This is a genomic window from Desulfurella amilsii, assembly GCF_002119425.1.
In the GTDB taxonomy this organism is placed as follows: Bacteria; Campylobacterota_A; Desulfurellia; order Desulfurellales; family Desulfurellaceae; genus Desulfurella; species Desulfurella amilsii.
The window spans coordinates 259,052-273,303 of the sequence record NZ_MDSU01000018.1 but is presented as its reverse complement, the minus strand read 5'-3'; the positions used below and the strand labels follow the sequence as shown (position 1 = coordinate 273,303).

General features: G+C 31.8%; 15 protein-coding genes and 2 tRNA genes. 12 read left to right on the top strand and 5 right to left on the bottom strand.

Going from position 1 to position 14,252, the window contains the following annotated elements; all coding sequences use genetic code 11:
- Positions 1-7 precede the first annotated feature (7 nt).
- Genes DESAMIL20_RS04840 through tatA form a run of 5 tightly spaced genes read right to left on the bottom strand, consistent with a single transcriptional unit; the run spans position 8 to position 3,968 of the window.
- Positions 8-643, bottom strand: a complete 636-nt coding sequence (locus tag DESAMIL20_RS04840) for a beta/alpha barrel domain-containing protein (RefSeq protein WP_086033684.1) — start codon at positions 641-643, stop codon at positions 8-10.
- Positions 633-1,451, bottom strand: coding sequence for a prolipoprotein diacylglyceryl transferase (gene lgt, locus DESAMIL20_RS04835; RefSeq protein ID WP_086033683.1), 819 nt, complete (start codon positions 1,449-1,451; stop codon positions 633-635). The genes DESAMIL20_RS04840 and lgt overlap by 11 nt, the downstream gene beginning before the upstream one ends.
- Positions 1,451-2,146 (bottom strand): SPOR domain-containing protein, encoded by a 696-nt coding sequence (locus DESAMIL20_RS04830; RefSeq protein ID WP_086033682.1) that lies wholly within the window; start codon positions 2,144-2,146, stop codon positions 1,451-1,453. The genes lgt and DESAMIL20_RS04830 overlap by 1 nt, the downstream gene beginning before the upstream one ends.
- A gap of 8 nt (positions 2,147-2,154) precedes the next feature.
- Positions 2,155-3,786, bottom strand: coding sequence for an arginine--tRNA ligase (gene argS / locus DESAMIL20_RS04825; protein WP_086033681.1), 1,632 nt, complete (start codon positions 3,784-3,786; stop codon positions 2,155-2,157).
- A complete protein-coding gene (gene tatA, locus DESAMIL20_RS04820) occupies positions 3,783-3,968 on the bottom strand; it encodes a twin-arginine translocase TatA/TatE family subunit (RefSeq protein ID WP_086033680.1) in 186 nt (61 codons plus the stop codon). The genes argS and tatA overlap by 4 nt, the downstream gene beginning before the upstream one ends.
- Positions 3,969-4,096: 128 nt before the next feature.
- On the opposite strand from tatA, the gene DESAMIL20_RS04815 reads away from it, so the two are divergent.
- The 12 genes from DESAMIL20_RS04815 to DESAMIL20_RS04760 all read left to right on the top strand — a co-directional run bounded on the left by DESAMIL20_RS04815 (position 4,097) and on the right by DESAMIL20_RS04760 (position 14,144).
- Positions 4,097-4,174, top strand: a tRNA-Pro gene (locus DESAMIL20_RS04815).
- Between the two features lie 6 nt (positions 4,175-4,180).
- A tRNA-Arg gene (locus DESAMIL20_RS04810) sits at positions 4,181-4,257 on the top strand.
- 560 nt (positions 4,258-4,817) lie between these two features.
- The gene (gene wecB / locus DESAMIL20_RS04805; RefSeq protein ID WP_086033679.1) at positions 4,818-5,918 is read left to right on the top strand and encodes a non-hydrolyzing UDP-N-acetylglucosamine 2-epimerase; all 1,101 of its coding nucleotides are present in this window, start codon (positions 4,818-4,820) and stop codon (positions 5,916-5,918) included.
- Positions 5,915-6,598: a phosphocholine cytidylyltransferase family protein gene (locus DESAMIL20_RS04800; RefSeq protein ID WP_086033678.1), complete on the top strand. Its 684-nt coding sequence runs from the start codon at positions 5,915-5,917 to the stop codon at positions 6,596-6,598. Before wecB ends, DESAMIL20_RS04800 begins: the two co-directional genes overlap by 4 nt.
- Positions 6,582-7,712 (top strand): CDP-glycerol glycerophosphotransferase family protein, encoded by a 1,131-nt coding sequence (locus DESAMIL20_RS04795; protein WP_086033677.1) that lies wholly within the window; start codon positions 6,582-6,584, stop codon positions 7,710-7,712. Before DESAMIL20_RS04800 ends, DESAMIL20_RS04795 begins: the two co-directional genes overlap by 17 nt.
- Positions 7,670-8,839 (top strand): glycosyltransferase family 4 protein, encoded by a 1,170-nt coding sequence (locus tag DESAMIL20_RS04790; RefSeq protein WP_158090523.1) that lies wholly within the window; start codon positions 7,670-7,672, stop codon positions 8,837-8,839. Before DESAMIL20_RS04795 ends, DESAMIL20_RS04790 begins: the two co-directional genes overlap by 43 nt.
- Positions 8,840-8,996: 157 nt before the next feature.
- The gene (locus DESAMIL20_RS04785) at positions 8,997-9,326 is read left to right on the top strand and encodes a hypothetical protein (protein WP_086033675.1); all 330 of its coding nucleotides are present in this window, start codon (positions 8,997-8,999) and stop codon (positions 9,324-9,326) included.
- Positions 9,323-9,886 carry a nitroreductase family protein gene (locus DESAMIL20_RS04780; protein WP_086033674.1) on the top strand — a complete coding sequence of 188 codons (564 nt, stop codon included), beginning with the start codon at positions 9,323-9,325 and terminating at the stop codon, positions 9,884-9,886. Before DESAMIL20_RS04785 ends, DESAMIL20_RS04780 begins: the two co-directional genes overlap by 4 nt.
- Positions 9,887-9,903: 17 nt before the next feature.
- Positions 9,904-12,636, top strand: a complete 2,733-nt coding sequence (acnA, locus tag DESAMIL20_RS04775) for an aconitate hydratase AcnA (protein WP_086033673.1) — start codon at positions 9,904-9,906, stop codon at positions 12,634-12,636.
- A gap of 23 nt (positions 12,637-12,659) precedes the next feature.
- The gene (locus tag DESAMIL20_RS04770; protein WP_086033672.1) at positions 12,660-13,337 is read left to right on the top strand and encodes a DUF2231 domain-containing protein; all 678 of its coding nucleotides are present in this window, start codon (positions 12,660-12,662) and stop codon (positions 13,335-13,337) included.
- A gap of 22 nt (positions 13,338-13,359) precedes the next feature.
- A complete protein-coding gene (locus tag DESAMIL20_RS04765; RefSeq protein ID WP_086033671.1) occupies positions 13,360-13,593 on the top strand; it encodes a ferritin family protein in 234 nt (77 codons plus the stop codon).
- Between the two features lie 74 nt (positions 13,594-13,667).
- Entirely contained in the window at positions 13,668-14,144 is a 477-nt protein-coding gene (locus DESAMIL20_RS04760) for a COG4315 family predicted lipoprotein (protein ID WP_086033670.1), read from the top strand.
- The last annotated feature ends 108 nt before the right edge of the window (positions 14,145-14,252 follow it).

The window sequence follows — 14,252 nt, the reverse complement described above, 5'->3', positions numbered from 1 at the left end:
AAATTGTTTAAATTAAAATCCTGATAAATAATCTTACCCCCATTTTAACTAAATTTTCTTTGTTTTCTGTATCGTAAAAAAGATTTAATTTTGGCTTATCGATATTAGATATTAAATTTGTATCCTCAAAAATAAACGTACTGGCAAAATCAAACTTATTTAGTCTTTCTATATCACTTTGTGTACGTATGTTAAATATTGGCTCGATTCCCATTGCAAGGCTTAAAAGGGAAATTTTTTCTAATGTCTCGTTATTAATTAAACTTGGTTCTATAATGATTCCATCTGCCTGGTATATTCTGCTTAAGTAAACTTGATATTCTTCTAAAAAATAATCTCTGGCAATTATAGGTAGATTAAAGCTTTCTTTGGCAAAAGAAATGTTTTCCAGGGAGCCATTTAAAAAAACTTCATCAGAATTTATAATGAGAGCGCTAGTATTTTTATCAATCTCGTAAGATCTAGCTTGATTGAAATTTTTGATTTCTATAATTTCGCAAAAACCTTGTGAAAATACCTCTTTTAAGTTTATTGGTTCTTTATAGAGCATATTTAAACCCATTTCTAAAATATGCACAGGTAAGCTTTTTTTCTTATCTTCTATAGCTTTGAGTTTTAGAGCCTTTATTTCTTCAGGCAGCATTTTTCCATTTTCTCCTTAAAACGATAAAGAAAATTGTAGCTGTTACTATCATAGCCAAGCACAACCACTGACCCATGGTAAGTCCTAAAATAAAACCTATTTGCGGATCTGGCTCTCTTGTAAATTCAACAAAAAACCTAAAAATACCATATAGCAAAACAAATAACCAAAACAAAAACCCTTCTTTTTTAATAAGTTTATCTCTAGAAAAGTATAATATTAAAAATAATATCAAACCTTCAAATAATGCTTCGTAAAGTTGTGAGGGTTGCCTTGGTATGTAGCCGCCTCTTGGGAATGCAATGGCCCATGGTAAATTAGATGGTCTACCCCATAATTCATCATTTATAAAATTTGCGATTCTTCCAAAAAAAATCCCAACTGGTGCAATAACTGCCACCTCGTCAGCAAGCTTGTAAAATCTAACATTGTACTTTTTTGTAACATAAAGGCCAACAACCACTAAGCCAATTAAGGCACCGTGAAAGCTCATACCACCTTGCCAGACATAAAATATTCTCAAAGGATGACTCATATAATATGCTAAATTATAAATCAAAACGTACCCTAGCCTACCCCCTACAATTACACCGATTATAGAGTAAAATATTAAATCATCTGCGATGGTTTTGTTTTTAAAGTAGCTAGAAATTTTTATTCTATGCTTTATGTAAAAGTAGCCTATCAAAAATCCGAGTGCATAAGCAATCCCATACCACCTTGCACTAAAGGGGCCGATTGTTTTACCAAAAATGTTAAATGGACCTATCGAAAAAGCTATAGGATTAATGTATGGATATGGTATCATTATTTTCTCTCATAGATTATGGGCAAATTAGTTATGCCATCTGCTTTTAATTTTGTAGCAATTTTATTTGCCTCAGATAGGTTATGTGCTTCTATTATTACTCTCGTATAAGCTACATTGTTTATTATTGTTTGCTCGCTTGAGGCATTAAAGCCTTTTTGTATTAGCGAAATCACTAAGTTAAGAGCTTTTGACTTATCTGGAAATGATGCTACTTGAACCACGAAGTTGCCTTTTGTTTCTGTCATTGCATGAGCAGCGGTTTTGTTTTCTCGAGTTTTTGTTTTAGTTTGGGTAGAGATTTGTGGCCCTTTTGGCTCTTGATTTGCTTGAATATTAACTGTTTTAGTTGAATTAGTCTGATTTGTTAAGCTACTTGTAATAGCTTTTATTTCAGATTCTGTAGCGTTTGCATTGTTTGTTTGAATGGCTATTTTTGCTTGATTTGTTGGAACAATTGTCTTTGGGGGTTGTTCGTTTTTAACAGATGTGCTATTTGCCTGAAGTATTTGGATATTATTTGCAAGTTCTTTGTTGATGCTTACGTTTCTAAAATACGCAGATGATACAAAACCAACTCCATACCCAAACCCAAAAGCTATTACGATAGAAATAATAAGTGTCCAAATCCCAAAACTTGTTTTCTTCGGGGGATTTTGGTGTTGCTGCTCAAATTTAAATTTGTCTTGCTCCATAGTCAACCTCACATTTTATTCTTTGCTTCTACACCTATTAAAGATAAGCCTAAAGCTAAAACAAAAGCAACGGTTTTTACCAACCCAATCCTTGCACAGCTTAAGTCTTTATTTTCATTAATTACTTTATGTTTATTATAGAATTGGTGCAACTTTTCAGCAATAGAAAGCAAAGATTTTGTAATTAAATATGGCTCTAAGTTTTTTGCGCAATCGTGCAAGTAGTCCTTAAATTGGAGCATAGCTTTTATAAGACTTATTTCTTCTGTTTCACTTAAAAGTTCAAATAAACTTTCATTAAAAACATTATTGCAATCACTTTTTTCTAAAATGCTCATTATGCGAGCATGTGCATATTGTATGTAATAGACAGGATTATCCATAGAATGCTGCTTTAAAAGAGATATGTTGATATCCAGGTGAGAATTAATACTTTTAGATACAAAAATAAATCTTGCAGCATCTGTACCAATTTCTTTTATAAGCTCTTTGAGCTCTATATAATTAGCTTTTCTAGTTGACATTGAGATCTTGTTATTTTCTTGAATTAAATTTACAAATTGAACAAGCAACACTACTAATTTTTGGCTATCTATATTGAGAGCTTCCAATGAAGCTTTTATCCTTTGTACATAACCATGGTGATCTGAACCCCAAATATCAATAACTTTGTCAAAATTTCTCAATAAAAATTTGTTTTTATGGTATGCAATATCGCTTGCAAAGTAAGTGTACTTTCCATCTTGTTTTATAAGCACTCTATCTTTATCGTCACCAAACTGAGTCGTCCCAAGCCACAAAGCGCTATCTTTTTCGTATGTATAGCCTTTTTCTTTTAGAAGCTCCAATGTGCCTTCTACCTCATTATCTTTAAATAAGCTACTTTCATTAAAAAACACATCAAACTTTACTCTAAAATGATCCATATCATTTAAGATATCGTTCATTATAATGCTTTTTGCCGTATCCAAACAAATATCAATGGCATTATCCATTTTCAATAATTTATCTTTATAAGTGTTTAATAATTGTTCTGCAATATCTTTGATATAATCTCCCTGATAACCATCTTGGGGAAATTCGATATTTATGCCAAGCAGCTCTTGGTATCTTAAAAAAGTTGACAAACCAAGCATATGCATTTGATATCCAGCGTCATTTATATAATATTCCCTTACCACATTATAGCCCAAAAAAGACAGAATTCTTGCTAGACTATCACCAATTGCAGCACCTCTTCCATGGCCAATGTGCAAAGGGCCTGTGGGGTTAGCACTAACAAACTCAATTTGTAATTTTTTGTCAACAATATCATTTAGTTTAAAATATAACCTTTTTTTTTCTAAAAGCGATGTTAGCTCTTGAATTAGTAGCCCTTTTCCAATAAAAAAATTTATAAACCCTGGTTTCTCAACTTTAATATCAAACTTGTCTAAAAAATTACTTTGTTGACAATATAATTTAAAATCGTTAGCTATATTTAGAGGATTTTGTTTTGTTGGTTTTGCTAAAATCATGGCTAGGTTCGTTGAATAATCGCCAAAATCAGGTTCGGGAGGATAATCTATAGTATAATTAATATTACTATATTGTTTAAACTCAAGATACTTATCAATAACTGACTTAATGAGTAATTTCATTGTTTATTTTCTTTATTTTCTATTTTTTCGTGCTCTTCTTCATTTTCTTTTGCGTCTTTTATGGAGCTTTTAAAATTTTTTATACCTTTTCCAAGACCTGCACCAATTTCTGGTAATTTTTTAGCGCCAAAAATTAATGCTATAAGCAACACTACAAGGATTATGTGAGTTTCGCTAAGCATTGTTTACCTCCCTTTTTATATATATCACAAGTTTTGTAAACTTGCAAATTGATTTTTTATTAATTTGAAAGGCTATAAAAAGTGTTGCAATTTTAAAATAAATATGGTAAAAGACTCGAAGCTGTTTGCGGGGTGTAGCGCAGTTTGGTTAGCGCACCTGCCTTGGGAGCAGGGGGTCGGTGGTTCAAATCCACTCACCCCGACCACTTTATGCGCCCGTAGCTCAGCTGGATAGAGCAACGGCCTTCTAAGCCGTGGGCCAGAGGTTCAAATCCTCTCGGGCGCACCATTAGTTCTCACAAATAGCTATATTACTCTTAATTGTCAAGTGGTTTTTGTAAAACCTTTTAGAGGTTTATCCTTTAGAAATAATTCTGCTATTAAATTCTTTCATCTCCTTAAAATTGCCCTTATTGAGTACATTTGCAATGTGAATGTGCATATCGTTTGCACAACACCTTTTTACTTATCATTGCTTTTTTTCATTTTTTTAAAAGATTATCATTTTCTGGTGCATTTTCCATTGCACTTCTTAGTGTATTTTATCATTCCGCATGACATAGAATTAAGGAGGCTAGAGAGGCAAAAGAAGCGTATGTTTACTTTTACAATTACGATAAAACCGCACGCAAGTATATTTTATAAAACGACTATGAGTGTTTATAAGGCTGGTATAGAGGAAGTAGCATAAGCGGAAAATAAAAAATTTCTAATTCAACAAGATGGGTATAGACATAGGGAGCGATAAAATGAATTTTTAAACTTATAATCTCTAATGGTAGGGGTGTCTGCTATCACGTACCTTTTATTCCTTGTTTTTTTCTCTAATGTGTGATAAAAGTAAGCTTTATGAAAGTAATGTTTGTTTTTGGCACAAGGCCAGAGGCTATTAAATTGGCACCCATAATTTTAGAAGCTAAAAAGCATTTTGACACAATTGTGTGCGTTAGCGAACAGCACAAAGAAATGCTTTATCAGGTTACAAACTTTTTTAATATCCATATAGACTACAATCTTCATATAATGAAAAATTCGCAATCGCTTTTTGATATAACAAGCAATATTTTACTTAAAATAAAAGAAATTTATGAAACCCAAAAACCAGATATTGTAATTGTGCAGGGCGATACAACGACTGCTTTTGCAGCAGCATTGTCTGCATTTTACCTTAAAATTAAAATAGCCCATATAGAGGCAGGACTTAGGAGTTTTGATCTTTATAACCCGTTCCCCGAAGAAGCAAATAGAAAATTTATATCCGCTATAGCCACTTACCATTTTGCACCAACAAAAATTGCTTACGATAATCTACTAAATGAGGGCATTAAAAAAAATGTTTATTTAACGGGCAATAGTGTAGTCGATGCGCTGTATATTGTTTTAGATAAACTCAAAAAAACAAATATTACTCCAGAAGCTTTAATGAGTATTGATTTTAGTAAACGCATTATACTCTTAACCTCTCATAGAAGAGAAAGTTTTGGCAAACCTATGCAATCAATTTTTGAAGCAATAAAACAAATCGCTTTAGAATTTAAAGACATTGAAATAGTATATCCTGTACACTTAAACCCAAATGTTAAAAACTTAGCCTATGATGTGCTTTCTGGCTTTGATAACATAAAACTTATAAAACCTCTAACATATCCTGAATTTGTATATATCCTAAGTAAATCTCACCTTGTAATAACTGATTCTGGTGGAGTCCAAGAAGAAGCGCCTGCCTTTGGAATCCCCGTTTTGGTTATTAGAAAAACAACTGAAAGACAAGAGGGCATAAAAGCAAATGTTGCAAAACTTGTGGGCACAAATACACAAAGTATCTTAAGGGCAACAAAACAGCTGATTGCAGACACAAGCACCTATAATTCTATGTCAAACCAAGTAAATCCATATGGAGATGGAAAAACATCTCAAAGGATAATTAGTATTTTAAAGGAGTCAAAATGAAAGTCGTAGTGCTAGCAGCCGGTTTTGGTATGAGGCTTGAAAATTCAATCCCAAAAACACTGACTAAAATTCACAACAAGTCTATATTAGAAAAGCAAATAGAAAACATAACAAAATACATTAGCATAAATGATATTATCATTGTTGTGGGCTTTAAAAAAGAGATGATTATGGAAAGCTTTCCGGAACTTTTATTTGTATATAATAGTAATTTTCATTCTACAAATACTGCAAAAAGTCTTTCACTTGCTTTAAATAAAATCAACAACGAAGACGTGCTTTGGCTAAATGCTGATATTGTATTTGACGATGCCATTATTGCTGATATTTTACGCTTTAACGAAAACTGTATGGCGACAAATGTATCAAATACCGCCCAAGAAGAAGTAAAGTATATTTTGAATGAAAAGGGATATATTTCAAAAGTGTCAAAAAATTTAACAGACGCAAAAGGTGAAGCACTTGGTATAAACTTTATAAAAGCAAAAGATTTAAATTTGTTTAAAACTTGCTTGCAAGAATGCACAAACAAAGACTATTTTGAAGAAGCTATCAATAAACTGATACAAAAAGGTATCAAGATTGCGCCCCTAGACTTAGGCGTTAAGCGTTGTATAGAAATTGATTTTTTGGAAGATTTAGAAACGGCAAAGGCGCTTTTTAGTGATAAAGAAGCTTAAAAAATATACAGAAATTATTTTGTTAAAACTTGCTAAAGATCTAATATCACATTTTGTTAAAACAGATAATGGTCTTGTTTTATTCTCCTCGCTAAATGGCTTTTTTATGGATAACTCTAAGTATTTATATTTGGCAATGCTTAAACAAAAAGATTTTAAAGCCTACTGGGTAGCGCACGATATTCATACATACAATCTTCTAAAAAGTAAGCAATTGCCTGTTTTAAAGATAGGGTTTGGGATGTTTTTTGTTGCTATTAGGGCTAAATTTTTTGTTACAACGCATAATTACCAAGATGTATATTATGTAAAAAATAAAAAAACAACTGTAATTAACCTATGGCATGGCACGCCATTGAAAAAAATGGGTTTTGATGCTAAGGTTGATTCAAAAAAATTTTACCTAAAGAAAAAGCTTGGGCTTTTTGAGCACAAACATATTGATTACCTATGCGTAGCTTCAAAGCATACAATTTACGCTTTTAAAAGTTCTTTTGGTATAGCTAAAGAAAAAATTCTACCTACAGGCCAACCCAGGAACGACGTGTTATTTAAGGCAAAAAGTGATCCCAAATTTGCACAAAGCACAAAAGAAAGCATCTCTTTAGAATTAAATATAAAAAGCCAGAAAATTGCTCTATATGCTCCAACATTCAGGGATAAACATATCTGCAGAGTAAATTTAATCAAAGAGCTTCAAGAAATTTTTAGACAAAATGACATTGAATTGATAGTAAAACTTCACCCTTTGGATAGGGATAGAATATATTTTAAAAATCCAAATATTGACATTCAAGAATTATTAATCGCAAGCGATATGCTCATTAGCGATTATTCGTCCGTTTTTTTTGACTATGCAATTTTAGAAAGACCAACCATTCTATTTTTATACGATATCAAAGAGTATCAAGTTCAAAGAGATGGGTTTTATATTGACATTGAAAGTCTACCATTCTACAAATGCTACGATCAAGAGCAATTAAAAACAACATTAAAGGAAGTTTCAAGAAATATTGATACTGTCAAAATCAGTGAATTTGATACAACATATAACAGAAAAGGATGTGCAAGTTGCAGAATAATCAAATTTATGAAAAAAATTGCAAAAATTTAAAAGTTTTATTTATAAATAGAAAAGACTATTTAGAAAATTTGGGCGGTGATACAATTCAGATGCTGTCTATTATCAATAACTTAAACAATCAAATTATCAGTGATATTCAAACAGACCCTTTAGTCATAGAAAAAATCATTCCAAATTACGATATAATCCATATTTTTAACATTCAACGCTTAAGTGAAACGGCTTTTTTTGTAAAATTAGCTAAAAGATACAATAAAAAAATTGTCATCTCCCCAATATATGCTGATTTTTCTACAATGGAAGAAAAAGGCAGATCTAGGTACTATAAGCTTGTTAAAAATTTGTTGCCAAAAAATTTTTTTAACTTAGCAAAAGATGCAAACAGAGTAATAAGAGGCTTATCTTATGCAATTTTTTTAAAAGAAAACCTATACAATTTTGATAAATTATTTAAAAATACACTGAATGCTTGTGATTGCATAGTGCCCAACTCTATCGCTGAAAAAGATTACTTAAAATCGTTTATGAGCGATGAATCAAAAATAAAAGTGATAAGAAACGGCGTTGACGAAAATTTTTTAATTAATGCGATGGACGCTTTAGAATTTAGACAAAAATACAAAATTAATTTTGATAATTTTGTTTTGTGTGTAGCTCGGATTGACGAAAGAAAAAACATTTTAAACTTACTTAAGGCAACTTTTGATGATGATAGTATTAAAATTGTTCTAATAGGTAAGGTGTATCCTACTCACAAAGAATATTATAAAAAATGCCTCAGATATATGAAGCCAGATAAAGTCATGCATATAAATACTACACTGCCACAAAACGAAATTTGTGGTGCCTACAAGTGTGCCCATACGCATGCGCTTGTAAGCTGGCTTGAAACACCAGGTCTCGCAAGCCTGGAGGCAGGTTTATTTGGGGCAAATTTAGTAATTGGAAAATGTGATAGCACAAAAGAATATTTTGAAAACTACGCTTATTTTTGCGAAAGCGGTAATTTGTCTTCTATATATAGTGCCATTAAGCAATCCTTAAATGATAAAAGAAACCACTTTAAAGCCGATGAGTTTATAAAAAAAAGCTACTCATGGCAAAAGATTTCCCAAGAGTACCTTGAGGTTTACTCTAATTTACTAAAAACAAGCTAATTAATTTTAGCAAATACTAAAAAATATAACTTGTTATTGACAATATAAAAAAGAGACTTATTTTAAGTATTGATATCTTTTTTGTATCTTAGTGTTTTTAATTTTTAGGTAGGTTTAGGTATGAAAGTTAAAGCTCAATATTTTATCTTACAATTCTATGAAGTTGAACTATAATTTTTCTTTTATTGAACAAATAACCCATATAGATAGTAAGCTGTTTAAAGAAAAACTTAGTTATTTTTGCAATTTGCCAATTCAAGCCCAAGTTGAAGTATTATATCAGATGAAAATTATAGAAGAAGAAGATGAATATGCCTTTTTTCAACAAAACTATGACAAAAATAAAGTAGGCGAGTACAGGTTCGGACTCTTCTTGTTATCTATAGACAAAATCATAAATTTTGAACAAATGGCGACTAAATCAAAATATAGTAAGACAAAAGTAGAAAAAATAGACGATTTAAGAAAACAAGGAGGTAATTTATGAATGTTTTAGAAACAATTGAAAAAAGGCACTCATACAGATCATTAGAAAAAACACCTATTACAAAAGATTTGATTTATGATCTTGCTAAAATTGCAACGCTAGCTCCATCATGTTTTAATAAACAACCAGAAAAGTTTGTATTTATCTACGAAGAATCTTACTTGGATTCTGTTAAAAAAGCACTATCAAAAGGCAATGAATGGGCATACAATGCTTCTATGATTATAGCAGTCTTAGCAAAAGAGACAGATGATTGTATATTGTCAGATAGAAAGTATTATTTGTTTGATACAGGCATGAGTGTGGCATTCTTGATATTAAGAGCAACTGAGTTAGGTTATGTTGCACATCCCATTGCAGGTTATGACCCAATAAAAGTAAAAGATGCAATTGGCAGTCCAGACGATTTGCAGATTATCGCTTTAATAATTTTTGGCAAACATAAAAAGGAAATCGATCCTTTATTGAGCGAAAAACAAAGACAAGATGAACTAGAGAGGCCACCACGAAAAACATTTAAAGAGTTTGCCTGTTTAAACACATACTGTCTAAAAAACTAACAAATAAGGGGGGGAAAATGGATAGTTTTAACACAAAAAGTATACTGAAAGTAAAAGATAGAAATTATGTTATTTTTAGTCTAAAAGCATTGTCAAAAATAAACGAGAATATTAAATATATGCCATTTTCGTTAAAAATCTTGCTTGAGAATATGCTAAGACATGAAGATAGCAAATATGTAAGCAAAGATGATATTTTAAATTTAATTGATAGTAATAGAACTAAAAAGTTACAAGAAATAGCCTTTTTCCCAGAAAGGGTTATTATGCAGGATTTCACAGGTGTGCCGGCTGTAGTAGATATAGCTACCTTAAAAGATGCAATATACGCACTTGGAAAAGATCCCAGCGAGGTAGATTTATCTGTGCCTGTAGATTTAATCATTGATCACTCTGTACAAGTTGATAAATATGGAACAATTAAGGCTTTAGAATATAACCTTGGTAGAGAATACAAAAGAAATATCGAGCGCTATGAATTACTTAAGTGGGCTAGTCTTTCATTTAAAAACTTTAGAGTTTTTCCGCCCAATGCCGGTATTGTGCATCAAGTAAACCTTGAATATTTAGGTGAAGTCGTAAAAGTAAAAAAAATTGATAACGAAGAAATAGCTTACTTTGATACATTAATTGGCACAGATTCACACACAACAATGATAAATGGTTTAAGTACACTTGGATGGGGTGTAGGTGGTATAGAAGCAGAAGCTGTAATACTAGGTGAGCCCTACTATATGAAAATACCAGAAGTTGTAGGAGTAAGATTAAAAGGAAAATTAAAAGAAGGCTCAACGCCAACAGATTTAGCATTAAGTATAACAAATGAGTTGAGAAAGCACAATGTTGTGGATAAATTTATTGAATATTTTGGCCCTGCATTGAGTTATTTAAGCGTTCCAGATAGAGCAACAATATCAAATATGTCTCCAGAATATGGCTCTACGTTAGGTTTTTTCCCTATTGACCAACAAACTTTAGATTACTTAGAGCTAACAAATAGAGGTCATCTGATTGATTTGGTAGAATTATATGCAAAGCACCAAGGTTTATTTTATGATAATTCATATGAGCCAGTATATTCTAAAATTATTGATTTTGATCTTTCGGTTGTAGAGCCTTCATTGGCTGGGCCATCAAGACCACAAGATAAAATTGTTTTAAAAAATATGAAGCGCGACTTTTACAAATTGTTAAACCAAGGTGTAGAAAGTAAAGAGAATACAAATATAGATATCGCTTCAACAGATGAATTCCTAAAAGATATGAAAGCAGGAGAAACACGAGTATATAACGGTAAAAAGTTTGTAAAAATAGAATTTGAAAATGAAGAGTTTTTGCTAGCAGATGGTAGCGTAGCTATTGCAGCTATTACTTCTTGTACTAATACCTCTAATCCTTTTGTTATGATTGGCGCTGGTCTCCTGGCCAAAAAGGCGGTAGAATTAGGATTGAACGTCAAACCTTATATAAAAACATCACTAGCACCTGGCTCTTGTGTAGTAGATGAATACTTGCAAAAGTCTAACCTATTGCCATATTTAGAAGCCCTAAGATTTCATGTTGTAGCTCATGGTTGCACAACCTGCATTGGCAACTCAGGGCCGCTGCATCCAGTAATAGAAGAGGTTGTAAAAAATGAAAATTTAGTTGTAGCTAGCGTTTTATCTGGCAATAGAAATTTTGAGGCGCGTATACACAATAGCGTAAGGGCAAATTATCTTGCATCACCTATGCTAGTTGTTGCTTTTGCTATTGCTGGAAGGGTAGATATCGATATGACAATTGATCCATTGGGTGTTGATGTTAACGGCAACAAAGTATTTTTAAAAGACTTGTGGCCAAGCAGTGATGATATTAACAATTATATACATACATATATAAACAAAGCTATATTTAGTAACAAATACTCAAACATTTTTATCGACAAAATTTGGGATAAACTTCCTGTGAAAGCAACTGATTTGCATCAATGGCAAGAAAATTCTACTTATATAAAAAAAGCTCCATATTTTGATAATTTTGAAATAGACATTAAGCCAAAATCAAATATTGGTAACGCAAGAGTAATTGCATTACTTGGAGATTCTGTCACTACAGATCACATCTCGCCTGCTGGTAAAATCCCAAAAGATTATCCAGCAGGTAAATATTTAATTTATAACGACGTAGAAGAAAAAGATTTTAACACATATGGGTCAAGACGAGGTAATCATGAGATAATGGTTCGAGGTGCCTTTGGAAATGTGAGGTTAAAAAACTTTTTAGTTGGGCCAAAAGAAGGTCCTTATACGTTAAAGTTTGATCAAAAAAATATTGAGTTTATATATGATGCATCAGTTCAATACAAAGAAGAAGGCATACCGCTTATTGTGATTGCCGGCAAAGAATATGGAAGCGGATCTTCTCGCGATTGGGCTGCAAAAGGACCAAAACTACTTGGAATAAAAGCAGTTATTGCCAAATCGTACGAAAGAATTCACCGTAGCAACCTTATTGATATGGGCATACTGCCATTGCAGTTTCAAGAAAATCAAGACTATAAAACGCTAAATTTTGACGGTAGTGAGGTATTCTTTATAAAGGGGCTTGAAAATCTTGAACCTAACAAACTATTAAGTGTTACTGCACTAAAATCTGACAATCAAAAAGTAGAGTTTGATGTTATTGCAAGACTAGATACTCCAATGGAAATCGAGTATTACAAAAATGACGGTATCTTGAGTTTTGTTTTAAGGAAACTAGTTAAATAGAAATCAAGGCAAGGGAGGATCGAATGAAACTAAAAGAATTATACAAATATAACGGTCAAAATGGTGAAAAAGCCTACATTGCCTATAAAGGTAAAGTTTACGACGTTACAAATAGCAAAAGATGGAAAAATGGCGTTCATATGGGGCGCCATAAATCTGGAGAAGATTTGACTGATTTTTTGGCTCTTGCCCCACACACAGATGAAGTTTTAAAATCTTTCGAAGTAGTAGACACACTGGAAGTTGAAGAATCTTCTGCTACAAAAACAAAGGAAGCGCTAATTAGCTTATATAAAAAGTTTCACCCACATCCGGTACTTATTCGCTATCCTTTAGGATTATTCTTTTTTGCAGCACTTATGCAAGCTTTATTTTTAATTACATCGCTTAAAGGTTTTGACGATAGCGCTATTTATGCTTTTTTTGCAGCCACTGTTATGGCTGTGCCTGCAATTTTAGCTGGTCTTCTTAGTTGGTGGATAAACTACGACATGCATGCTACAAAAATTTTCAAAAACAAAATTACATTTTCTATTATACTGCTTTTAATAGGAGTATTTAACATAGTTCTTAGAGTTACACATCCCAATATACTAGCTGATCATGATTTTGTATATGTTTTGTACAATGTACTTATATTTGCCAATTTGCTTGTTGTATTGTTTATAGCTTATGAAGGTGGAAAGATCACTTGGGCTTAAATTTAAACAAGGAGGTTAATGTATGGAATATACACTTGAAGAATTGGAAGAAATGAAACAGGCAATATTAATTGCTATACCAAAAGAAATTAGCGCAAGGGATTTTTACTTAAACGCTGCAAAAAAGTTTAAAACTCCAGAATCAATACAGTTATTTTTATCTTTAGCCGATCAAGAAAAGGGACATGAAGCCTCTTTGAGGAAGATTCTAGCAGAAATTGATGCTAATGTTAGAAAGTTAAAAAATGGAAAATAACATTTTAATAATTATTATTGAAATATGGTTTTTTAGGAGTATTTTATAAGTTGAAAGTTACATGGAGGTTTTTTATGAAGCTTAAATATCATGCGTTAATTGCGGGGCTTTTCCTATTTGTAGGTTTAAACAGTGCATTAGCTGACAATATTAAAACAAATACAGGGTTGAAGGTTGAAGGTAATTGCTCAATTATCACTACATATACCGTTAATATTGCACAAAGTCCAAAAATAGGAACGTACCTTACAGGACCAAACGGTATGACTTTGTATTATTTAGAAGACGAAACAGACAACAACATTAAATGTGCTAACCAAACCTGTTTAGCTAAATGGCCAATTTTTTACGAAAAAGAATTGGCATTGCCAGGAGCATTAAAATCAAAAGATTTTAAAATTTTTAAAAGGCCAGACGGAAAACTACAAATTTCATATAATAATAAGCCTTTGTATTTTTTTGCAATGGATAAAAGACCCGGTGAAGCTTTTGGTAATGATCTAAGAACACCAGTGGGTATTTGGCACGTTATTAAAATTGAAGAAAAGTAATTTTTAAGATTCTAATTGATAGTTCTGTAAAAAAAGGCGAAAGCTTTAAAGTTTTTTTGAAAATTTAATTAAATTGTCACTAAGTAATTTATTTTCTAAGTAGGAGGT

Coding starts and splice junctions, on each gene's coding strand:
- DESAMIL20_RS04760 (WP_086033670.1), top strand. CDS start 13,668: ATGAAGCTTAAATATCATGCGTTAATTGCGGGGCTTTTCCTATTTGTA.
- DESAMIL20_RS04780 (WP_086033674.1), top strand. CDS start 9,323: ATGAATGTTTTAGAAACAATTGAAAAAAGGCACTCATACAGATCATTA.
- DESAMIL20_RS04840 (WP_086033684.1), bottom strand. CDS start 643: ATGCTGCCTGAAGAAATAAAGGCTCTAAAACTCAAAGCTATAGAAGAT.
- DESAMIL20_RS04800 (WP_086033678.1), top strand. CDS start 5,915: ATGAAAGTCGTAGTGCTAGCAGCCGGTTTTGGTATGAGGCTTGAAAAT.
- argS (WP_086033681.1), bottom strand. CDS start 3,786: ATGAAATTACTCATTAAGTCAGTTATTGATAAGTATCTTGAGTTTAAA.
- DESAMIL20_RS04765 (WP_086033671.1), top strand. CDS start 13,360: ATGGAATATACACTTGAAGAATTGGAAGAAATGAAACAGGCAATATTA.
- DESAMIL20_RS04785 (WP_086033675.1), top strand. CDS start 8,997: ATGAAGTTGAACTATAATTTTTCTTTTATTGAACAAATAACCCATATA.
- DESAMIL20_RS04830 (WP_086033682.1), bottom strand. CDS start 2,146: ATGGAGCAAGACAAATTTAAATTTGAGCAGCAACACCAAAATCCCCCG.
- DESAMIL20_RS04770 (WP_086033672.1), top strand. CDS start 12,660: ATGAAACTAAAAGAATTATACAAATATAACGGTCAAAATGGTGAAAAA.
- lgt (WP_086033683.1), bottom strand. CDS start 1,451: ATGATACCATATCCATACATTAATCCTATAGCTTTTTCGATAGGTCCA.
- acnA (WP_086033673.1), top strand. CDS start 9,904: ATGGATAGTTTTAACACAAAAAGTATACTGAAAGTAAAAGATAGAAAT.
- tatA (WP_086033680.1), bottom strand. CDS start 3,968: ATGCTTAGCGAAACTCACATAATCCTTGTAGTGTTGCTTATAGCATTA.
- wecB (WP_086033679.1), top strand. CDS start 4,818: ATGAAAGTAATGTTTGTTTTTGGCACAAGGCCAGAGGCTATTAAATTG.